The sequence below is a fragment of the Thermodesulfovibrio sp. Kuro-1 genome, from assembly GCF_006538445.1.
Classification (GTDB): Bacteria; Nitrospirota; Thermodesulfovibrionia; order Thermodesulfovibrionales; family Thermodesulfovibrionaceae; genus Thermodesulfovibrio; species Thermodesulfovibrio yellowstonii.
In genome coordinates this window covers 18,199-38,683 of sequence record NZ_BJKS01000001.1, presented here as the reverse complement: position 1 = coordinate 38,683, position 20,485 = coordinate 18,199, and the positions used below count along the sequence as shown (strand labels likewise).

Sequence of the window (20,485 nt, the reverse complement as noted above, 5' to 3'; positions counted from 1 at the left end):
TTATAAATTCAAACTATTGCCTGAGAATACATTAACTTCAAGAGGAACTGAAAGGGAAAAATCTTTCATTTCATTTTGAACAATTTCACTTACTTTTTCAATAACTTTTTGTTCAACTTCAAGCACAATTTCATCATGAATCTGAAGTATGATTTTTGCATTTAGTTTTTCTTTTTTTAAGCGATTATATATTCTTATCATTGCAATTTTTATAATATCTGCTGCTGTTCCTTGAACTCTTGCATTTACTGCCATTCTTTCTGACTGCATTCTCAGGAATTGATTTGGACTGTTAATTTCTGGAAGGGGACGAATTCTTCCAAAAAGTGTTCTTACATAACCATTTTTTTGGGCAAAACTGATTGTTTCCTCAATGAATTTCCTAACCATTGGATATCTTAAAAAATAAAGTTCAATTAGTTCTTCGGCTTTCTCATATGGAATTTTAATTGACTCAGAAAGTCCGAATGGACTTATTCCATAAGAGATACCAAAGTTTACAGTTTTTGCAATTCTTCTATGTTCATCTGTAACAGCGTTCTCAGGTATTGAAAAAATTTCAGATGCTGTAGCAGTATGAATATCTTTCCCATCCAAAAATGCTTTGATTAAAGCAGGGTCTTCACTCATGTGTGCTAAAAGTCTTAACTCTATTTGAGAATAATCAGCGCTGAGGAACATATATCCATTTTCAGGAATAAAAACTTCTCTTAAAAACTCTGCCCATTCACCTTTTACAGGGATATTCTGTAAGTTTGGCTCACTGCTTACTATTCTTCCTGTTCCTGCTACAGTTTGAGACCATTTTGTATGAATTCTTTTGGTTTCAGGATTTATATAGTCTCTTAGTGGAATCAAATAACCTGTTAAAAGTTTATTAAGAGTCCGATAATTAATTACTTCATGAGGCAGTTCATGTTGAATAGCAAGTTCTTCAAGTACTTCCATTTCTGTTGAACGGGCTTTTTTACCTCTTTTTCTGGTTTTAAGTCCCAGTCTGTCATATAAAACTTCTGCAAGCTGTTTTGGTGAGTTAATGTTGAATTCTGTGCCTGCAATTGTGTAAATTTTTTCTTTAATTTTATCAAGTTCCATAGATATATGTTTGGTAAGAGTTTCAAGTTTTTCAATATTAACCTTTATACCTGTTTCCTCCATATCAAAAAGGACTTCTATGAGAGGCATTTCAATATCAAAATAAAGATTTTCAAGCTCTTTTTCTTTTAGTTCTTTATTTAATTTCTCATAAAGTTCAAACATGTAAAAATTTATATTTTCAGCGTTTTCGTAAAACTTTCCAGTGTATTCAAGGATAAGTTCATCAATATTATATTTGCCTCTATTTGGATTTATAAGATATGCAACTATCATAAGATCAAAGTAAGGAGGTGAAAGTTTAAGTCCCGAATTCTTAAGCTTTTTTAATGCCTCCTTTGCATTATATATAATTTTTAATATTTCAGAGGATAAAATCTCATTAACTCTTGTATCATTAAAAGCTATCTCGTAAAGAGTTCCATTAACGCCTGCAATTATGCTGTCTTTATTAAATGTTACTGAAAATTTTCCATATTCCTTTATTTTTTCAATTAGTTCAATAGTATTTCTTCTATTTTCTGACGCCAAGTTGAGTTGAAGGACTGAACAAGACGAATGGTTTGGAAAATCTTTTATTATCTGCTTTAGAAGCGTGTTAAATTCAAGCTCTCTGAAAATCTGAACAAGTTTTTCTCTATCCTGTTGTTTTATTTTCAAGTCATCAAGTTTAATCTCAATCGGCGTATCCTTTCTCAATATTACAAGTTCCTTACTAAGCTGAAGAGATTTAATATTTTTCTTTATAATGTCCGATACTTTTAAAGGTTTTATAATATCAAGATTTTTTAATATATTTTCAATAGAGCCGTATCTTTTTATAAGATTTGCAGCTGTTTTCTCTCCGATTCCTTTGACTCCTGGTATGTTATCAATTGCGTCACCAACCAGAGCCATAAAATCATTAAGTTTTTCAGGTGGAACTCCATATTTTTTTATCACATATTCTCTATCAATAATAAGTTCATTAATAGGGTCATAAATCTTTACATTATCAGAAACAAGCTGAAGCATATCCTTGTCAATGCTAATTATTATAAAGTTCAAAGGTGCAAACTGATTAATAACCCCAACTGCGGTAGCTATTATATCATCTGCTTCATATCCTGGAACCTCTATTCTTGTAATACCAAGAGCATCAATAATCTGTTTTATATAATCAATCTGAACTGGCAAGTCCTTGGGTGTCTCGGGTCTTGTTATTTTGTATTCTTCATAGATTTTGTGTCTTTTTGTTGGATGAGGGCTGTCAAAGGCGCATAGTATATATTTGACATTTTTTTCCCTGAGAAGTTTAAGAAGCATCCTTGTAAATCCATAAATAGCATTCGTTGGAATACCCCGAGATGTGCTTAATCCTTTTATGGCATGATAGGCTCTGTAAATAAAACAGCTTCCATCAACTAAATAAATTTCATGCATATTTTTAGAATACCATACGAGATGTCTTTTTTTATGATTTTGATTTATAATTAAAAAATTAATTAAAAATTTGAGGTGGAATGGTGGTAGATATAGAATTTTTAGAAGAGAAAGCAAGACAAATAAGAATTGAAATTGTTAAAATGTTGACGAATGCAGGTTCTGGACATACAGGAGGAAGTCTCTCAGCTACGGATATTGTAACTGCTCTATATTTTTACAAGATGAAGCACAATCCAAAAAATCCTCAATGGAAAGAACGCGATAGATTTGTTCTTTCAAAAGGACATGCTGCACCTGTTCTTTATGCAGCATTGGCTCTTTCTGGTTATTTTGATAAATCCTTGCTTAATAGCTTAAGAAAACTTGGCTCACCTTTACAGGGACATCCCTGTTGTAAGAATTTACCAGGTGTTGAGGTTTCTACAGGTTCACTTGGACAGGGACTATCTGTTGCATGTGGAATGGCTTTAGGGCTAAGACTTAGCGGGATAAACTCAAGAGTTTACTGCCTTTTAGGAGATGGAGAACTTCAAGAAGGACAAGTCTGGGAAGCTGCGATGACAGCTTCTCACTATAAAATAGATAATCTATGTGCAGTAGTAGACCATAATAATCTGCAGATTGATGGACATTGCTCTGATGTAATGAATATTAAGCCAATAGAAGATAAATTTATTGCTTTTGGTTGGAATGTGTTTACAATTGATGGTCACAATATGCAGGAAATTGTTGATGCCTTTGAGGAAGCTGAAAAAACAAAAGGAAAACCAACAATGATTATAGCAAACACTGTTAAAGGTAAAGGGGTTTCAATATTTGAAGGAAAAGTTCAATATCATGGAGTTGCTCCAACACAGGAGGAGCTTGAAATCGCTCTTAAGGAGTTAAAAAATGGGAAAAAATGAATGCACATGTGCATTAAATGAACTGTCTGAATTCTATTCAAAAGAAATGGCAACAAGAGATGTTTATGGTATCACACTTGTTGAAATGGGAAAGAAAAATCCTAATATTGTTGTTCTTGATGCGGACTTAAGCTGTTCCACAAAAACCGCAAAGTTTGCAAAAACTTTTCCAGATAGGTTTTTCAATATGGGAATTTCTGAGCAGGATATGATTGGTGTAGCTGCAGGATTGGCTCTTACAGGTAAAATTCCGTTTGCATCAACATTTGCAATATTTGCTACAGGAAGAGCATGGGAACAGATTAGACAGACTGTTTGCTATTCAAATGCTAATGTAAAAATTGTTGCTACACATGGAGGGATTACAGTAGGAGAGGATGGAGCAACACATCAGGCACTTGAGGATGTTGCACTTATGAGAGTTATACCTGGCATGACTGTTATTGTTCCAGCAGACGCATATGAGACTGCACAGGTCATAGTTTCGGCTACAGAATATTATGGACCTGTTTATATCAGGCTCGGAAGAGCAAAAGTTTCACCGGTAATGCCTGAAGACTATAGGTTTGAGATTGGTAAGGCTCATATTTTCAAACTTGGCAAAGATGTCAATATAATAGCCAATGGATTAATGGTCGCAGAAGCATTAAAAGCTTCAGAGATTTTAAATAAAGAAGGAATTGATGCTGGGGTTGCAAATTTTTCTTCAGTGAAGCCTATTGATGTAGAAGCATTATTGAAAATTGCTAAATCTTCAAAATTGATTGTGACAGCAGAAGAACATTCTATAATTGGCGGACTTGGTTCTGCTGTGGCTGAATTTGTCTGTGAAAATCATCCTGTTCCTATAAAAAGAATTGGGATAAAAGATACATTTGGTTGCTCAGGTTCTTGGAAAGAATTGCTTAAATTTTATGGACTTACATCTGAAAATATCATTCATACAGTCAGAGAATTTTTTAAAAAATGATAACATTTCAGGGAGTTTATAAATATTACAGTGGAATAGCAGTCCTACAAAATGTTTCGTTTAATATAGAAAAAGGGCAACTGGTATTCATAACAGGCCCTTCTGGAGCTGGAAAAACCACACTTCTTAAATTAATTTTTGGAAGTGAATTTCCAGATGAAGGTGAAATAAAAGTTGCAAATTTTGAACTCTCTAACATAAAGCAAAGAGAAATACCACAGTTAAGAAGAGCTGTTACCTTTGTTTTTCAGGATTTTAGATTAAGACAGGATTTAACAGTATTTGATAATGTAGCTCTTCCTTTGAGAGTTATTGGAGAGAAGGAAAAAGATATAAAACAAAAAGTTATGGATGCACTCAAAGATGTTGCTCTCAGGCACAAAGCAGACAGCATTGTTAAAACCCTTTCAGGTGGAGAACAGCAAAAAATTGCGATAGCAAGAGCGATTATAACAAATCCTCAGATTGTCCTTGCGGATGAACCCACTGGAAATCTGGACCCCGAAGCATCACAGGATGTTATTGCTCTTTTTAAAAGAATAAATACCAAAGGATGCACTGTTGTAATTGCAACCCATAATTCAGATTTTTTTAGAAATAAACAATATAGAGTTTTAACTTTGAAAGAGGGAAAAATCCATGAAGATGCATCTTCATTCAGCAATTAAAGGACTATGGTTTAATAGATGGTCAACTCTTTTATCCATAATCAGTATAGGCATATGTTTTTTTATTTTTACAGGATTTTTTTTGCTCCTGTATAATGTTGAAATTTTTACGAAAAAGCTCTCAACAAAAGCTGCTATAGTTATTTATTTAAAAGATGACACGGGCAGAACTGAAATTTCTTCAATGATTGAACAACTTAAAAAAATGGGAGTTTTTTCTCGTATTCAATATATTTCAAAGGATGAAGCTATAAAAGAAATGAAAAATCTTATTGATCCTGCACTTATAGAGCTTATCGGATATAATCCTCTATCTGATACAATAGAAGCTTTTATAAAAGAGGAAAGTCTTCAAAATATTGAACAGATTACGAAAAATATAAAAAAAATGCAAATTGTTGATGATGTTTATTATCCTGCTAAAATTATAGTGGGTTTAAAAACAATAAGAGTAACTTTATGGAATCTTGCTATTGCAGGATTCTGTCTTATTTCAATTGCAATTTTGTTTATAATCTATGCCACTGTAAAAAGTTTTTACTGGAAAAAAACTGAGGAAATTGAGATTTTAAAACTTCTTGGTGCAACTCCTTCCTATATAAGATTTCCATTTTTAGTTGAAGGTGGAATTATAGGACTCGGAGGAACTATTTTCGCAGGTATTTTAATCTGTTTGGTATACTTTGTTTTACATTCAAAAAGTTTTTCAGAATTTTTACCTGCAGTTACTCAGATAGAGTTTCCTGTTGAGATTTTTGGGCTATTACCTGTTTTGGGTGTGTTTCTTGGTATAATTTCTTCATTTTTTGCACTTGGTAAGATAAAGTATCAATAAAAATGCTAAAAAAAATAAGGATTATAATAATTCTATTTTTTATTGCTTTAAGTTTTCCCACTTTAGCTGCTCAGCCAAAAGAGGAATTACAACAGATAAAAAAACAGCTTGATATTCATAAAAAAAAGCTGAGAGAAACCAAAAAAGTTGAACAGAATGTTCTTGAAGATTTAAAAAAAGTTTCAAAAGAACTTGATGAGATAGAAACAAAAATAAAGAGTCATCGTATGAAAATAAAAAATCTGCAAATAAAAATTAGTCAAACAGAAAAAGGGATAAAAACTTATAGTAATCAGCTTGAAACAAGAAAAAATTATCTTATAAGTAGAATAAAAGGAATCCAGAGATTAAACAATCAACCTGATCCTGTTTTAATAATTTTAATGGAAGAAGATACTACAAAAGCATTTCGCCTTATGAGAAATACTCAGAAAATTATGAATGTTGACAAAAAACTTATCCAGCAATACAAAGCAGAACTTAATATTCTAATTGTTCAACAGGCAGAACTGAAAAAGCTTTACGCGTCATTAAAACAAGAAGAAGAAGCTCTTAAAACAGCAGAAGAGACTCAAAAACAAAAGAAAAAAGAAAAGGAAATTTTACTTGCTAAAGTTAGACAAAATAAAGCTATATATGAGAAAAAAATAAAAGAACTTGAAGAAAATGCAAAAAGACTTGCAAGGCTTCTTCAGGAAACTGAAAAAAAAGAAAAAAGAACTGGGAAACCAGGAATTTCTCTACCTGAAGGAGAGTTTACAAAAAGAAAGGGAACTCTTGTATGGCCTGTAAGCGGTCCTGTTATTGCACATTATGGTAGTCAGAAAGACCCTGTTTTTAATGTTCCTATGTTTAGAAGTGGAATTTATATTCAGGCATCACCTGGCACACAAGTGAAAGCATCTGCTGAAGGCAAGGTTGTTTATGCGAAATATTTTAAAGGATATGAAAACCTTGTTATAATAAGTCATGGAGATGGATATTATACAGTATATGGAAATCTTGGTTCTATAGGAGTAAAAGAAGGAGCTTATGTAAAAACAGGACAGATTTTAGGTAATGTTGGAGAAAAATCCAGTATAGATACAACAGCAGTTTATTTTGAAATAAGATATAGAGGAAAACCACTCAATCCAGAACAGTGGTTAAGAAGATAAAAGGGAGGAAAAAATAAAAAAATGAAGAAAAAAATTACGATTTCAGCATTGATTTTGATTATTGCCTTTATGGGAATAATAATAGGAAGATGGTCAGCAGCTCAGAATACAGATTCTGTTTATGAGGATTTACGAACATTTACTGAGGTTTTTACCACAGTCAAGAAGAGTTATGTAGAGGATATTAATCCAAGAGAACTTATTCGTTCAGCAATAAAAGGAATGATTAATTCTTTGGACCCGCATTCTGCATATTTAACCCCGGAGGCTTACAAAGAGTTTCAGACTGAAACAAAAGGAGAATTTGGTGGGATTGGAATACAAATAGGAATAAAAGAGGGGATTTTAACAGTGATTGCTCCAATTGAGGATACTCCTGCATGGAAAGCAGGAATCAAAGCGGGTGATAAAATAATAAAAATTGATGGGCAATCAACAAAGGATATGAATATAAATGATGCTGTATCAAAGATGCGAGGACCTAAAGGAAAATCTGTTATTCTCACAATTCAGAGAGATGAGTGGAAAGAGCCAAGGGACATAACCATTGTTAGAGATATCATTAAAATCAAGAGCGTAAAATATAAAATGATTGATAAGGAAATCGGCTATGTAAAACTGGTTCAATTCCAGGAAGGAACAGCGCAAGACCTTGCAAATGCATTACAGAACCTTAAAGATTCAGGAATGCGCAGTCTTATTCTTGATTTAAGAAATAATCCTGGAGGACTTCTTCAAAGTGCTGTTGATGTTTCTGAGCAGTTTTTACCTCCAAAACATCTTGTTGTATCAATACAGGGAAGAGTTGGAGAAAAAATGCAGTATTATACAGAACAATTGAGACCTTCATATACTGAGATTCCCATGATTGTTCTTGTAAATCAGGGTTCTGCTTCAGCCTCAGAAATTGTTGCAGGAGCGTTACAGGATTGGGGAAGAGCTTTAATTCTTGGAGTTCAAACTTTTGGTAAAGGTTCTGTTCAAAGTCTTATTCCTTTAAGTGACGGTTCAGCATTAAAACTTACAACAGCAAAATATTACACACCCAAAGGAAGAAGCATTCATGCAGTTGGAATAATGCCTGATATAGTTGTAAAACTTGAAACTAAAAATGGCAAAGAAGTTCCCGTAATTAGAGAAAAAGACCTTGAACAACATTTGAAGGGAGAAAAAGTTGAACCCCAGGAAAAAGTTCCACAGGAAGTTGATGAAAAGGAAGATACCCAACTGCAAAGAGCTATTGATATTTTAAAGAGCTGGAAAATAATGGAAAAACTGAAAAAAGCAGCATAGAGACTATAAAGAAAGTTTAATTTTTTGTTAAAATATTTTAACTCCCGTAAGGGAGAATTTTATTTTTGAGGTTTTTAGATGAAAATTGAGGTCTTTGAAATACCTGAAGAAGGACTAAATATTGAGCTGGAGGAAACTCCAAAAATAGATGGTGTGAAAATCACCCAGCCATTCAAAGCTATTTTAAGAATAGAGAAAAACGGGCAAGAGGTATTTGTAAAAGGAGTTGTCAGTGGAGAAGTTGAACTTCAATGTAGTAGATGTTTGAAGGACTATAAAATGCCAATTAGAAGTTTAATAGAATTGAGCTATCATCCTATAGAAGAATTGAATAAAGAAGAACTCGTTGAACTAAAACGAGATGAGATGGAGGTAGATTTCTACAGAGAGGGATTAATTGATACAGAAGACATAATTCGTGACCAGATTTTGCTCAGTATACCTATGAAGCCTTTATGTTCTGAAGATTGTAAGGGAATATGCCCTGTCTGTGGTACAGATTTAAATGAATTTAGCTGTGGATGTACAGTTAAAGAAATAGACCCAAGAATGGCAGTATTACAATCACTTTTAAGGAGGATGAAGAAAAATGGCTAATCCAAGACATCGTCATACCCCTTCAAGAAGGGATAAAAGAAGAGCTAACTGGAAGGCAACAGCTCCCAATCTTGCTTTATGCCCTGAATGTAAGGAGCCCAAGCTTCCACACAGGGTATGTCCTAATTGTGGCACCTATAAAGGCAGAAAAATTTTAGAGGTTGAAGAGTAATTCTAAAAATGTTAAAAATTGCTGTTGATGCAATGGGGGGCGATTTCGCCCCTGAAGTAAATATCTTAGGTGCCTATGAAGTAGTGCAGGATATTGAAGTTGAGATTATTCTTGTTGGGGATGAAAAAAAAATAAAAAGTTTCTTGCCTGAAAAGAAAGAAACAAAAGGTATCATATCCGTTATTCCAGCTGATGATGTAATCCAAATGGATGAAAATATATCTTCAGCACTTAGAAGAAAAAATACCTCAATGAGAAAAGCTGTTGAACTGGTAAAAGCAGGCAAAGCAGATGCTGTTATAAGTGCTGGACATTCAGGTGCTATGATGGCTTTAAGTTTTCTTTTACTCGGAAAACTTCCAAATGTGGAACGTCCTGCAATAGCTACTGTAATGCCCTGTCTAAAGGGACATTTTATTTTACTTGATGCAGGAGCAAATGTTGATTGCAAACCTGAACATTTAGTCCAGTTTGCTTTCATGGGAGAAGCTTATCATAAAGCACTTTTTAATTCACAATCCCCCAAGATAGCTCTTTTAAGCATAGGAGAAGAAGGTTCAAAGGGAAATGAACTTACAAAAGAAGCCTTTAAACTCCTCAAGTCTTCAAGGTTAAATTTTGTCGGAAATATTGAAGGAAAAGATATTTTCTTCGGACAGGCTGATGTGGTGGTATGTGATGGATTTGTTGGAAACATTGTGCTAAAAGTCGGTGAAGGACTTGCTGAAGCATTGATGAAGATGCTTAAAAGAGAAATTGCAGATATAATAACAGGAAAGCTTGGCTATATGATGATAAAGCCTGCAATAAAAAGTTTCCGTAAAAAAGTAGACTACTCTGAATATGGTGGTGCTTTATTACTTGGCATTAATGGCACAAGCATAATATGTCATGGAAGGTCTTCAGCAAAAGCAATAAAAAATGCAATAAAAGTAGCTACAGAAATGGTAAAAAAACAGATATATACAAGAATTTCAGAAAGCTTAAACCAGACGGAGGAGAGAGATGAAAGCCAGAATAGTGTCAACAGGCTCTTATGTTCCTGAAAAAATTTTAACAAACCATGACCTTGAAAAAATGGTTGAAACATCAGATGAATGGATAACTGAGAGAACAGGAATAAAAGAAAGAAGAATAGCAGCACCTGAGCAGGCAACAAGTGACCTTGCCTTTGAGGCTTCAATAAAAGCATTGAAAAACGCTAACTTAACTGCAAAGGATATTGATTTGATAATTGTAGCAACAGTCTCTCCTGATATGCTTGTTCCATCTGCTGCCTGTATTCTTCAGATGAAACTCGGAGCAAGTAATGCAGTAGCTTTTGATATTAATGGTGCATGCACAGGCTTTATTTATGCTTTATCTGTTGCAGAAAAATTTATAAAAACAGGTGCGTCAAAAAGAGCTCTTGTTATAGGTGCTGAAATGCTTTCACGATTTACAGACTGGACTGACAGAAGCACCTGTGTTTTACTTGCTGATGGTGCTGGAGCAGTCATAGTTGAGCCAACAAAAAAAGATGAAGGAATTCAGATAATAGATATTTTTTCAGATGGGACAATGTGGGATTTTATTCACATGCCTGCAGGTGGGTCACAGATGCCTGTTACAGAAGATGTAATTAAAAAGAGACTTAATTTTATAAAGATGAGAGGCAATGAAACATTCAAAGTTGCAGTAAAAACTCTTGAAGAAGTTGTGGATGCTACATTAAAAAAAGCTGGTATTACATCTTCGGAACTTAGCCTTTTAGTTCCTCATCAGGCAAACATAAGAATTATTCAGGCAATGGCTAAGAGACTTTCTCTACCGATGGAAAAAGTGATGGTAAATATCAATAAATACGGTAATACCTCTGCAGCATCAATTCCCATTGCATTAGATGAAGCAAATGAGCAGGGTAAAATCAAGAGAGGTGATTATGTAATGCTTGCTGCATTTGGTGCAGGACTTACATGGGGTGCATCTTTGATAAAGTGGTAGCTACTTTTTCTGCTTATTTTTTCTGTATCTACTTATATGCCAGATTCTAAGTAATCGTTCAATTTTATCTTTAAATAACCAAACTATTACCATTATTACTGCTGCTATGCCAGCAAGTCCTAAAAATTTTCCATACTCATGGTGTCTGAGGTAATCTCCGCCAAAAGAAAGAAGAATAGTTCCGAGAAGTCTTCCAACTCCTGCAATTACTGTAAACTCCAACAAAGAAAGCCTACTTAATCCGAGAAAATAGCTCAAATAGTCCTTTGGAAAACCTGGGATAAGAAAAAGAAAAAATACTAAAAAAGCACCTTTATGATGAAGTAAATAATCAAACTTATTTAATACCATTGGATCAACAACTCTTTCAACAAAGGGTTTTCCGAAAATTCTTCCAAGAATAAATGCAATTACTGAACCAAGTGTAAGTCCTGCTGTTGAAAGAACTACCCCCCAAAATGTTCCATATAAATATCCACCAAGCAATCCTGTAACTTCACCAGGAATAGGAGCTGCAACAACCTGAAAAGCCTGTAAAAGAACAAATCCCACAACACCGAAAGGTCCGAGGGATTTAATAAAATTCTTAAGTTTTTCTTCATTCAGGAATAATTCAATAATTCCAAATTCATAAGCTAAAAATACAGATAAAGCAATAAGCACTGCTAAAGCAGAAAATCTTAGCAGTGCTTTAAAGGTTAGTTTATTTTTTGTCACGAGATATGAGCTCCATGAATGGAGTTATTAAATCTATTGGTAGCGGAAAGAGAATTGTTGAATTTTTTTCAGAGGCGATTTCTTTTAATGTTTGCAAATATCTTAATTGAAGAGCTGCTGGTTCAGATGATATAATTCTTGCTGCTTCTGTAAGCTTTTCCGCAGCCTGAAGTTCACCTTCTGCATGAATAATTTTAGCTCTTCTTTCTCTTTCAGCCTCAGCCTGTCTTGCCATTGCTCTTAACATTTCCTGTGGAAGGTCAACATTTTTAACTTCAACTGCTGTAACTTTAATTCCCCATGGTTCGGTCTGTGAATCAATAACCTGCTGCAATTCAGCATTAATCTGTTCACGGTTTGTGAGCAAATCCTGAAGTTCGCTCTGTCCAAGAATGCTTCTAAGCGTTGTTTGAGCAATCTGGCTTGTAGCATAATAAAAGTCTTCAACTGCTGTTACTGCCTTGATTGGATCAATTGGTCTGAAATAAACAACAGCGTTGACTTTTACTGAGACATTATCTTTGGTAATTATGTCTTGAGCAGGAACATCCATTGTAACAATTCTCAGGCTTACTTTGACCATTTTGTCAATCACTGGCCATATAAGCACAAGTCCTGGTCCTTTAACTGGAATAACTCTACCCAGTCTAAAAACAACTCCTCTTTCGTATTCTTTTAGAATTTTAATTGCGCTGCTAAGAATGTAAACAGCTAAAAAAATAATTACAATTAAAGTTAAAAGCGATGTTTCAAAAAACATAAACTCCTCCTTTTACTTATTTAATTTGCATTGCTACAAAATTATTTTGTAATTCTTTCAGATTTATACTTTAAATTTATCAATGGCTGTTTTTAGTTCTCCACCCAATCTTGCAATATCACTTGCTGTCTGAGCTGATTGATCTACTGCAAGCGATATCTCCTTTGAACCCTCTGCTATGCTTCCTATATCCTGTGTTATATGGTCTGTTACTGAAGACATCTCCTCTGTTGCAGATGCTATCTGTTGTATCATTGACTGAAGTTCTTGTGCTTTGCTTAATATCTGCCCAAGTATCTCAGCTGACTTGTTGCTTAGCTCAACTCCACTTGCCACCTTTTTCGTTGCATCTTCCATTGAACCTCCTGCTATATCTACCTCTGTCTGTATTCCCCTTATCATCTCCGCTATCTCATCTGTTGCCTTTGTTGTCCTCTCTGCTAATTTCCTTACTTCATCTGCAACTACTGCAAAGCCTCTTCCTTGCTCTCCTGCCCGAGCTGCCTCTATTGCTGCATTCAATGCAAGTAGATTTGTCTGGTCTGCTATGTCTTTGATCACTGTGACTATCTCTCCTATCTGACGAGAACGGTCTCCTAATACATTGATTACTTCTGAAAGTTTCCCTATTGCTCCTTCAATTACTTTTATCTCTTGTGCTGTGTTCATTGTCATGTCTTTTCCTTCTTTTGCAACACTGGCTGTTGTTACACTTACTTCTGCTATGTTTGATGCATTCTTTGCTATGTCAACTACTGTCTGGCTCATTTCTTCTGCTGCAGAGGCTATCTGACTTGCTCTCTCTGTCTGGGATTTGAGGTTTCTTGATATCTCTTCTGTTGTTGCTGAAAGTTCTTCAGAGGAGGAGGCAAGAGAGCTTGAGATTGTCTTTGACTCTGCTATAAGGCGTTTAATGCTTGTTATTGCTTCATGCACTGATTGTGCAATCATTCCAAGTTCATCTTTACTTTCTACTTTTATATCAACTGAGAGGTCTCCCTGTGCTACTTTCCCTAAAACTCCCTTGAGCTCTGTTACAGGTTTCTTGACTGAACGAGAAATGAAGAGAGCAAAGAAAATTCCTATAGCTATACTTATAACTGACAGAATTATTGAAATGATTAATTCATAATTAAAAGACTGATTGATATCAACTGTTGTTTTAGTTGCAGTTTTATGATAATAATTCACTAACTCATTCAAAGCCTTTTCTCTATTACCTGCCTTTGATTCAACTTCCTTGAGATAAAGCTCTATAGCTTCCTGATTTTTACCAGCAAGAGCAAGTTGAATAGCTTTATTATTAGCATCTCTTGTTTCATTAGAGGCATTTATAAGGTTTTGAAGTTTTTGTTTTCCTTCCTGATTACGGGTAATTTTTCCTAATTCTTCCATTCTTTTTCTGTAATATTTCCTATGTTCTTCAATTTCTTTCATTATCTCTTGTTTCTTTGATATGTCATTAATTAAAAACATTTTTCTTGCTTTTAGATGTATGGCATTTACTTCTCTTTGGATTTCAGCAGCATAAAGAAGTTTATCAAATCTTTCTTCAAGGTCGTGAACTTTTGTAGCTGATGAAATTATAGAAAAAACAGTATAAGCTGCAAGTACTACTAAAAGAAAGATAATAATTCCAAACCCTACCATGAGTTTTTTACCAATTGTAAGGTTCTTAAACATGATTTAACCCTCCTTTTTATTAGAGTCATTGTTCTGTTATTTTTTAATTATCCATCTATCTACCAAGGCTTTTTTCATGTTATTCCGCCTTTCTTTCTGTCATTCCTCGCCTCCAATGTAGGAGACCCTTATCTTATGCTCGGGTGACAGAGATAAATGTCATTCGCCTTTTCCTCTGTCATTCCGAGCCGAGCGAAGCGAGCCCTGAGCCGTAGGCGAAGGGTCTGCGAGGAATCTCATAGCCTCCAGAGGAGACCCTTCGGCTTTGCCTCGGGGTGAGAATAGAACTGTCATTCTAAGGAGCGTTAGCAACAAGGAGTCTCCTCTGTTTCCATAATGGAACAAATCAAAGATTCCTCGGGGTCATTAAGTCCCTTCGGAATTACAGCTAAGAATTGAACAACTTCTTTCATATTTTGCTTATCTATAATTTTAAATGAATATTGTCTATTTTGCAATCTTTTTAGTAAATAGAGATTTCTTAAACTTAAATTCAAATCGGACTACAATCAAAATTACTGAAAAATTTTAGGAAATTAATAAATTATGTTAAAATTTTTTATTAAACTTCTACCGGAGGAACATATGCTTATTATTGGCGAGCGTTTAAGTGTTGTTTCAAAAAAAGTTCGTGAAGCCATTTTAAAAAAAGACAAAAAACCAATTCATGAGATAGCTATTGAGCAGTGGAAGACTGGTGCTCATATGATAGAGGCAAACATAGGTCCTGCAGAGGATGAAGGAGAGGGAGTAATGGAGTGGATGGTAACAACTATTCAAGAAGTTGTTCCTCTTCCTGTATCACTTGATACAACAAATTCTAAGGCAATGGAGGCAGGTCTGAAAGTACACAATAATCAATGGGGCAAACCCTTAATTAATTCAACTTCTCTTGACCCTGAAAGATTTGTTATGTTTGAACTTGCAGCAAAATATAGTGTTCCAATCATTGCACTTACTGTTGGTAAAGGTGGACTTCCAAGAGATGCTGAAGAAAGGGTTGAAATAGCTGTTCAGCTCATTGAAAAGGCTGTAGAATTTGGAGTATCACTTGAAGATGTATATCTTGACCCACTGGTGCTTCAGATATCAACTTCTCAAGAGCAGGCTAAGGAGGTTTTGCGTGCCATAAAACTTTTTCAGCAGCTCAATGATCCTCCTATGAAAACAATAGTTGGACTGAGTAATATTTCAAATGGATGTCCAAAGCATTTAAGACCCATTTTAAATAAATATTTTTTTGCTCTTTTAATGTATGAAGGGCTCAACGCTGCAATTGCAAATCCTGCAGAGATAATAGAAGTAGTGAAAACAATTAGTATAATCAATGGCAAAACTCTTTATGCTCATTCCTATCTTGAAATTTAGGAGTTAAAAAATGAATTTTTCAATACCAAAAGAAACATATACAGGAAGGATTCCAGAAATTGTTTTTGGAAAAGAGAAAAAGGCTTATTTTGGAGGGGAATCGGCACTACCTTTCCATTTTTTTGAGGGAGAATTTCCATATAAGCCCTTGATTGCTTTTGAGATTCAGGATGATATTCCTGAAGACTATCCAGAAGAACTTGCGAAAGTTTATTCTTCAGTGTGGGATAGTCCAATAAAATGGGTAAAATTTTGCGAAACTCTTGGTGCAGAAGCAATTGCTTTACGGCTTATGAGTACACACCCAGATAGCAAAGATTCCAAACCAGAAGAGGCTGCTGATAAAGTAAAAAAAATTCTCTCTGAAATAGATTTACCTCTGATAATCTTGGGAAGCAATCATTCTGAGAAGGACGCTGAGGTTCTTCCTGTGGTATCAGATGCTTCAAGGGGATATAACTGTATAATTGGAAAAGCTCAGGAAGGCAATTATAAAACTATTACTGCTTCTGCAATGGCTGGCGGTCATAGTCTTATTGCAATGTCTGAACTTGATGTAAATCTTGCAAAGCAGCTTAATATTTTAATTACCCAGATGGATTTTCCAAGAGAAAAAATAATCATAGACCCTATGTGCTCTGCTCTGGGATACGGCTTTGAATATACCTATTCAGTAATGGAAAGAATCAGAATTGCAGGGCAAATTCAGGGAGATAACATGCTTTGTGTTCCAATGGTTGCTGATGTTGGTTTTTATGTCTGGAAAACAAAGGAATCACAGGCATCTGAATCTGATATTCCTGAGTGGGGAAGTCTACATGAAAGAGCTGTTATGTGGGAAGCAGTAACAGCCTGTTCATTTTTACTTTCAGGGGCAGAACTATTGATAATGAGACATCCTGAAGCTATAAATACTGTCAAAAGATTTATCGGTGATTTATTTTCCTAAAGGGAGTGAAAAATGGCAATTACAGGAATAGAAATTTTTAAGCTTCTTCCAAAGACGAATTGTAAAAAATGCGGATTTCCAACATGTCTTGCTTTTGCTATGAAGGTTGCACAGGGTCAGGCAGATATTGAACAATGTCCTGAAGCATCTGAGGAAGTTAAAGCAAAACTTAAGGAAGCAGCTACGCCTCCTATTCGTGGATTTGTTTTTGGCTCAAAAAATATAAAAATTAAAATCGGAGAAGAAACAGTTTTATTCAGACATGAAAAAAAGTTTTTTAATCCTACGGTTTTAGCCCTTGAAATTAAAGATACAGAATCAAACATAGATGGATTTATAAATGAAGTTTTGGAGTCTTCCATTGAAAGAGTTGGTCAAATACTTAAAGTTGATGCAATATTTTTAAAGAACGAATCAGAGAATTCTGAAATATTCAATCAGGTGTTAGATAAAATAATAAATAAAGCTTTTGATTTACCTCTTATTCTTGGGATATCAAAGCCTGAAGTAGCAGCTAAGGCACTTGAAAAGTTGAAAGAAAGCAGACCAATACTTTCAGGAGCAACCCCTGAAAATATTAATGAAATGTCTGAAATAGCCAAAAAATACAACGTTCCTCTGGTTATAAGTGATAAAGGGATAGAAAAAGTTCTAAAACTTGTAGAAATTGCGCGTTCAGTGGGTGTTCAGGATTTATTAATTGATACTCAGCCAAACAGTGCTAAAGAACTTCTTATGGATAACACATTAATAAGAAGAGCAGCACTTAAAAAAGGCATCAGATTATTGGGATATCCAATAATAACATTTGCAAATAGGGATGATAATTTTTATGAAACTGTTATTGCTTCTTTAGCAATTTTAAAATATTCTTCAATTGTTGTATTAAGTAGTATCCCTAAATGGAAAAATCTTGTGCTTTTCACATTGAAACAAAATATCTACTCAGACCCGCAGGTTCCTATGCAGGTAAAGCAGGATATATACAAAGTTGGAGAGCCTGATGAAAATAGCCCAATAATAGTTACTACTAATTTTGCTTTGACTTATTTTCTTGTAAAAGGTGAGATTGAAAACAGCAAAGTCCCTGCATGGCTTGCTATTATGGATTGCGATGGACTGAGTGTCTTGACTGCTTGGGCAGCAGGAAAGTTTTCTGCAAGCAAGATTGCTCAGTTTATAAAAGAAAGTGGGATAGAAGAAAAGCTTAATCATAAAGAGCTTATAATTCCAGGATATGTTGCGATGCTTAAAGGAGCAGTTGAAGATAAACTTCCTGGCTGGAAGGTAATAGTGGGGACAAAGGAGGCAAGCGGAATTCCAGCATTCTTAAGAAACTATGTAAGGAGTAAAAAATGATAGAAAAATTAGTAGAATTTACAAAAAAAGCATCAGAAGAATTGTTAAAGGAAACAGAGGCACTTTTAAATAAAACAATATCAGAAAAAGGCAAGGCTTTTTCTTTTGAGCTTCCAGATACAGCCTATGGTCTTCCTCTGATTTATGCTCTTGAGGGATTAAAAATAACAGAACTTTCAGAGCTTGAAAAGTTTTATGAAACTATAAAAGACAAATTTTCTCAGTCCCTTGATGCGATGAATCTTGCATTAAACTACCTTTATCTTGCAGAGATTTATCTTGCTTTGCTGTTTTGTCATTCCGAGCGAAACGAGGAATCTCCTTTTTATGGCTTTCTCAGTGACACAATTCAGAGAACTCTCGGAGTTCAGCTTGTTGATGGTAGAATCCCTGCTGTAGCAGTTTTAGTTGGGAAAATTGAGCAAGAAAAGCTTTTGCCAATTATAAAAGAACTTCAGGAAAAAAGAATTCTTGCTTTTCTTATAGGTCCTCTGGCAGAAGAGTTTATAAAAACAGGTGAAAGACAAGGTTTTGAAGCTTATGTAGTTCCTGTAGGTACAAAAATAGAAGAGACAGTCTATGTCATTGACTGGGCAGTAAGAGCATCTCTAATTTTCGGAGGACAGACAGCTGGAGATAAAAATGCGATAATTGATTATGTAAGAAAGAGAGTAAATACCTTTGCTATCGCTTTTGGAAGCATTGATGAAAAGGCAGTAGCAGTAGCACTGGGTGCAGCAGTATTTGCAATTCCTGTTATAACAGATCAGAGTCTTCCAGAAATTTCAATCCCTGAAATTGCTGCATATCCCCTTATTGTATCAGAACCTAATTACGAAAAGATTGTTAAAAAAGCAATTGAGACAAGAGGATTAAAAATAATTGTTGAAAAACCACCAATTCCTGTAGCTTATGGACCGGCTTTTGAAGGTGAAAGAGTAAGAAAAGAGGATACTTTTATAGAGTTTGGAGGGCAAAAAACACCAGCTTTTGAATGGGTTAGAATGAAGGAGATACAAGAGCTTGAGGATGAAAAAGTTGAGATAGTGGGTGCTGATTGGCAAGCAAAATATGAGGCAGGTGGGAAAATGCCTCTTGGAATCGTTGTAAATGTTGCAGGGAAAAAGATGCAGAAGGATTTTGAGCCTGTTATTGAGCGACAGATTCATACTTTCATAAATGAGGCAGAAGGTCTTTGGCATATAGGGCAGAGAGATATAAACTGGATAAGAATTAGCAAAAAAGCAAAAGAGTCAGGCATAACCCTCAACCATTTGGGAATAATAATATCAAGCATGATTAAGTCAAAATTTCGTAGCATTGTTGATAAAGTAGAGGTTTATCTTTATGTTGATGAAAAAGAAGTTTTAGAATTAAGGGAACAGGCAAGGAAAGAATACAGACAGAGAGATTTAAGGCTCGCTACACTAACAGATGAGGAGGTTAAAGAGTTTTATTCATGTCTTCTCTGCCAAAGTTTTGCACCGAAGCATGTATGCGTAATTACACCAGAACGTCCAGGACTTTGTGGTGCATTTACATGGCTTGATGCAAAAGCAGCATACGAGATTGAGCCAACGGGTGGAAATCAGCCTGTTCAAAAAGGTGAATTATTTGACCCAATTTATGGAAGATATAGCGGAGTTGATGAATATGTAAAGAAACACTCAGGAGGAGAAATAGAAACAATAAATCTTTACTCAATTATGGAAAATCCTATGACTTCCTGCGGTTGTTTTGAATGCATTGTAGCAGTTGTTCCCGAGGCAAATGGGGTTTTAATTGTAAACAGAGGCTACAGTGGAATGACTCCGATTGGGATGAAGTTTTCTACCATTGCAGGAATGATAGGGGGAGGTATTCAGACTCCTGGATTTATGGGAGTTGGTGTAAACTATATTACTTCAAGGAAGTTTCTTAAAGGTGACGGAGGTATCAGAAGAATTGTCTGGATGCCGAAGGAACTTAAGGAAAGAATAAAAGAGAGTTTTCAGAAAAGAGCAGAGGAAGAAGGAATTCCTGAACTAATTGAAAAAATTGCTGATGAAACAGTTTGTGAAGATATTGAATGCCTTCTTGATTATCTTAGCCGAATAGAGCATCCTGCTTTAGAGATGGAGCCCATTATAAAATAAAAAATGGCGGCGAAGGGATTTGAACCCCTGACACGACGGATATGAGCCGTCTGCTCTGACCAACTGAGCTACGCCGCCGAACAATACTAATATATCAAAATCAGTATTTTTTTGGCAAATATCAACACTCTTGAGAAAATAAAATCTAAATGATGTATAATTAATTTAAAAACAGCAGGAGGATATTGATGATTGAAAAAGCCAAAGTTGAGCAGGTTTTAGGTAAAATTAGAGTTGGTCTTATGGCAGATGGAGGTAATATTGACCTTGTTGATATTAAAGATAATATAGTTTATGTGAAGTTAAAGGGAGCCTGTGGAACATGTCCGATGGCGACTCTAACACTTAAAAACTGGGTTGAAAAGACACTAAAAAGTGAAATTCCAGAGGTTAAAGAAGTTGTAGCTGTTTAAG

At 34.9% G+C, this 20,485-nt stretch carries 19 protein-coding genes and 1 tRNA gene; 15 read left to right on the top strand and 5 right to left on the bottom strand.

The features are described 5' to 3' along the window. Positions 1-2,517 (bottom strand): DNA polymerase I, encoded by a 2,517-nt coding sequence (gene polA / locus FLY87_RS00190; RefSeq protein ID WP_012545544.1) that lies wholly within the window; start codon positions 2,515-2,517, stop codon positions 1-3. A gap of 80 nt (positions 2,518-2,597) precedes the next feature. Here polA and FLY87_RS00185 point away from each other — a divergent pair, with 80 nt between their 5' ends. The 10 genes from FLY87_RS00185 (at position 2,598) to FLY87_RS00140 (ending at position 11,100) form a co-directional block, all read left to right on the top strand. After that, positions 2,598-3,425: a transketolase gene (locus tag FLY87_RS00185; protein ID WP_181405951.1), complete on the top strand. Its 828-nt coding sequence runs from the start codon at positions 2,598-2,600 to the stop codon at positions 3,423-3,425. Further along, positions 3,412-4,395: a transketolase family protein gene (locus tag FLY87_RS00180; protein WP_141266053.1), complete on the top strand. Its 984-nt coding sequence runs from the start codon at positions 3,412-3,414 to the stop codon at positions 4,393-4,395. Before FLY87_RS00185 ends, FLY87_RS00180 begins: the two co-directional genes overlap by 14 nt. Continuing rightward, a complete protein-coding gene (ftsE, locus tag FLY87_RS00175) occupies positions 4,392-5,063 on the top strand; it encodes a cell division ATP-binding protein FtsE (RefSeq protein WP_012544942.1) in 672 nt (223 codons plus the stop codon). The genes FLY87_RS00180 and ftsE overlap by 4 nt, the downstream gene beginning before the upstream one ends. Continuing rightward, positions 5,035-5,898, top strand: coding sequence for an ABC transporter permease (locus tag FLY87_RS00170; protein WP_141266052.1), 864 nt, complete (start codon positions 5,035-5,037; stop codon positions 5,896-5,898). Before ftsE ends, FLY87_RS00170 begins: the two co-directional genes overlap by 29 nt. A gap of 2 nt (positions 5,899-5,900) precedes the next feature. After that, positions 5,901-7,055, top strand: a complete 1,155-nt coding sequence (locus FLY87_RS00165; RefSeq protein WP_012546667.1) for a murein hydrolase activator EnvC — start codon at positions 5,901-5,903, stop codon at positions 7,053-7,055. A gap of 21 nt (positions 7,056-7,076) precedes the next feature. Beyond that, positions 7,077-8,348 (top strand): S41 family peptidase, encoded by a 1,272-nt coding sequence (locus tag FLY87_RS00160; protein WP_028842822.1) that lies wholly within the window; start codon positions 7,077-7,079, stop codon positions 8,346-8,348. A 78-nt stretch (positions 8,349-8,426) separates the two neighbouring features. Then, positions 8,427-8,945 carry a DUF177 domain-containing protein gene (locus tag FLY87_RS00155; protein ID WP_141266051.1) on the top strand — a complete coding sequence of 173 codons (519 nt, stop codon included), beginning with the start codon at positions 8,427-8,429 and terminating at the stop codon, positions 8,943-8,945. Then, complete coding sequence (rpmF, locus tag FLY87_RS00150; RefSeq protein ID WP_012545520.1) at positions 8,938-9,117, top strand: 50S ribosomal protein L32; 180 nt, start codon at positions 8,938-8,940, stop codon at positions 9,115-9,117. Before FLY87_RS00155 ends, rpmF begins: the two co-directional genes overlap by 8 nt. An 8-nt stretch (positions 9,118-9,125) precedes the next feature. Then, a complete protein-coding gene (gene plsX / locus FLY87_RS00145) occupies positions 9,126-10,163 on the top strand; it encodes a phosphate acyltransferase PlsX (RefSeq protein ID WP_012545117.1) in 1,038 nt (345 codons plus the stop codon). Continuing rightward, positions 10,123-11,100 (top strand): beta-ketoacyl-ACP synthase III, encoded by a 978-nt coding sequence (locus FLY87_RS00140; protein ID WP_012545989.1) that lies wholly within the window; start codon positions 10,123-10,125, stop codon positions 11,098-11,100. Before plsX ends, FLY87_RS00140 begins: the two co-directional genes overlap by 41 nt. Here FLY87_RS00140 and FLY87_RS00135 read toward each other — a convergent pair whose 3' ends face one another. The 3 genes from FLY87_RS00135 to FLY87_RS00125 all read right to left on the bottom strand — a co-directional run bounded on the left by FLY87_RS00135 (position 11,101) and on the right by FLY87_RS00125 (position 14,260). Then, on the bottom strand, positions 11,101-11,817 hold the full coding sequence (locus tag FLY87_RS00135; protein WP_012545867.1) for a TVP38/TMEM64 family protein: 717 nt from the start codon (positions 11,815-11,817) through the stop codon (positions 11,101-11,103). After that, on the bottom strand, positions 11,804-12,577 hold the full coding sequence (locus FLY87_RS00130; protein ID WP_012546761.1) for a slipin family protein: 774 nt from the start codon (positions 12,575-12,577) through the stop codon (positions 11,804-11,806). Before FLY87_RS00130 ends, FLY87_RS00135 begins: the two co-directional genes overlap by 14 nt. A gap of 63 nt (positions 12,578-12,640) precedes the next feature. After that, positions 12,641-14,260, bottom strand: coding sequence for a methyl-accepting chemotaxis protein (locus FLY87_RS00125; RefSeq protein ID WP_141266050.1), 1,620 nt, complete (start codon positions 14,258-14,260; stop codon positions 12,641-12,643). Between the two features lie 585 nt (positions 14,261-14,845). Here FLY87_RS00125 and FLY87_RS00120 point away from each other — a divergent pair. The 4 genes from FLY87_RS00120 to acsB are packed head-to-tail and all read left to right on the top strand — an operon-like array spanning position 14,846 to position 20,071. Beyond that, positions 14,846-15,628, top strand: coding sequence for a dihydropteroate synthase (locus FLY87_RS00120; protein WP_141266049.1), 783 nt, complete (start codon positions 14,846-14,848; stop codon positions 15,626-15,628). A gap of 10 nt (positions 15,629-15,638) precedes the next feature. Next, positions 15,639-16,577 carry an acetyl-CoA decarbonylase/synthase complex subunit delta gene (locus tag FLY87_RS00115; RefSeq protein ID WP_141266048.1) on the top strand — a complete coding sequence of 313 codons (939 nt, stop codon included), beginning with the start codon at positions 15,639-15,641 and terminating at the stop codon, positions 16,575-16,577. A gap of 12 nt (positions 16,578-16,589) precedes the next feature. Next, a complete protein-coding gene (gene acsC / locus FLY87_RS00110) occupies positions 16,590-17,936 on the top strand; it encodes an acetyl-CoA decarbonylase/synthase complex subunit gamma (protein ID WP_028842817.1) in 1,347 nt (448 codons plus the stop codon). Further along, positions 17,933-20,071: an acetyl-CoA decarbonylase/synthase complex subunit alpha/beta gene (acsB, locus tag FLY87_RS00105; RefSeq protein ID WP_051345895.1), complete on the top strand. Its 2,139-nt coding sequence runs from the start codon at positions 17,933-17,935 to the stop codon at positions 20,069-20,071. The genes acsC and acsB overlap by 4 nt, the downstream gene beginning before the upstream one ends. A 4-nt stretch (positions 20,072-20,075) precedes the next feature. Here acsB and FLY87_RS00100 read toward each other — a convergent pair. After that, positions 20,076-20,149, bottom strand: a tRNA-Met gene (locus FLY87_RS00100). A gap of 110 nt (positions 20,150-20,259) precedes the next feature. On the opposite strand from FLY87_RS00100, the gene FLY87_RS00095 reads away from it, so the two are divergent. Beyond that, entirely contained in the window at positions 20,260-20,484 is a 225-nt protein-coding gene (locus FLY87_RS00095; RefSeq protein WP_012545802.1) for a NifU family protein, read from the top strand. Position 20,485: the final 1 nt, after the last annotated feature.

Excerpts from the sequence above, each read along its gene's own strand:
- polA (WP_012545544.1), bottom strand. The coding sequence starts at position 2,517 with ATGCATGAAATTTATTTAGTTGATGGAAGCTGTTTTATTTACAGAGCC.
- FLY87_RS00185 (WP_181405951.1), top strand. The coding sequence starts at position 2,598 with ATGGTGGTAGATATAGAATTTTTAGAAGAGAAAGCAAGACAAATAAGA.
- FLY87_RS00180 (WP_141266053.1), top strand. The coding sequence starts at position 3,412 with ATGGGAAAAAATGAATGCACATGTGCATTAAATGAACTGTCTGAATTC.
- ftsE (WP_012544942.1), top strand. The coding sequence starts at position 4,392 with ATGATAACATTTCAGGGAGTTTATAAATATTACAGTGGAATAGCAGTC.
- FLY87_RS00170 (WP_141266052.1), top strand. The coding sequence starts at position 5,035 with ATGAAGATGCATCTTCATTCAGCAATTAAAGGACTATGGTTTAATAGA.
- FLY87_RS00165 (WP_012546667.1), top strand. The coding sequence starts at position 5,901 with ATGCTAAAAAAAATAAGGATTATAATAATTCTATTTTTTATTGCTTTA.
- FLY87_RS00160 (WP_028842822.1), top strand. The coding sequence starts at position 7,077 with ATGAAGAAAAAAATTACGATTTCAGCATTGATTTTGATTATTGCCTTT.
- FLY87_RS00155 (WP_141266051.1), top strand. The coding sequence starts at position 8,427 with ATGAAAATTGAGGTCTTTGAAATACCTGAAGAAGGACTAAATATTGAG.
- rpmF (WP_012545520.1), top strand. The coding sequence starts at position 8,938 with ATGGCTAATCCAAGACATCGTCATACCCCTTCAAGAAGGGATAAAAGA.
- plsX (WP_012545117.1), top strand. The coding sequence starts at position 9,126 with ATGTTAAAAATTGCTGTTGATGCAATGGGGGGCGATTTCGCCCCTGAA.
- FLY87_RS00140 (WP_012545989.1), top strand. The coding sequence starts at position 10,123 with ATGAAAGCCAGAATAGTGTCAACAGGCTCTTATGTTCCTGAAAAAATT.
- FLY87_RS00130 (WP_012546761.1), bottom strand. The coding sequence starts at position 12,577 with ATGTTTTTTGAAACATCGCTTTTAACTTTAATTGTAATTATTTTTTTA.
- FLY87_RS00125 (WP_141266050.1), bottom strand. The coding sequence starts at position 14,260 with ATGTTTAAGAACCTTACAATTGGTAAAAAACTCATGGTAGGGTTTGGA.
- FLY87_RS00120 (WP_141266049.1), top strand. The coding sequence starts at position 14,846 with ATGCTTATTATTGGCGAGCGTTTAAGTGTTGTTTCAAAAAAAGTTCGT.
- FLY87_RS00115 (WP_141266048.1), top strand. The coding sequence starts at position 15,639 with ATGAATTTTTCAATACCAAAAGAAACATATACAGGAAGGATTCCAGAA.
- acsC (WP_028842817.1), top strand. The coding sequence starts at position 16,590 with ATGGCAATTACAGGAATAGAAATTTTTAAGCTTCTTCCAAAGACGAAT.
- acsB (WP_051345895.1), top strand. The coding sequence starts at position 17,933 with ATGATAGAAAAATTAGTAGAATTTACAAAAAAAGCATCAGAAGAATTG.
- FLY87_RS00095 (WP_012545802.1), top strand. The coding sequence starts at position 20,260 with ATGATTGAAAAAGCCAAAGTTGAGCAGGTTTTAGGTAAAATTAGAGTT.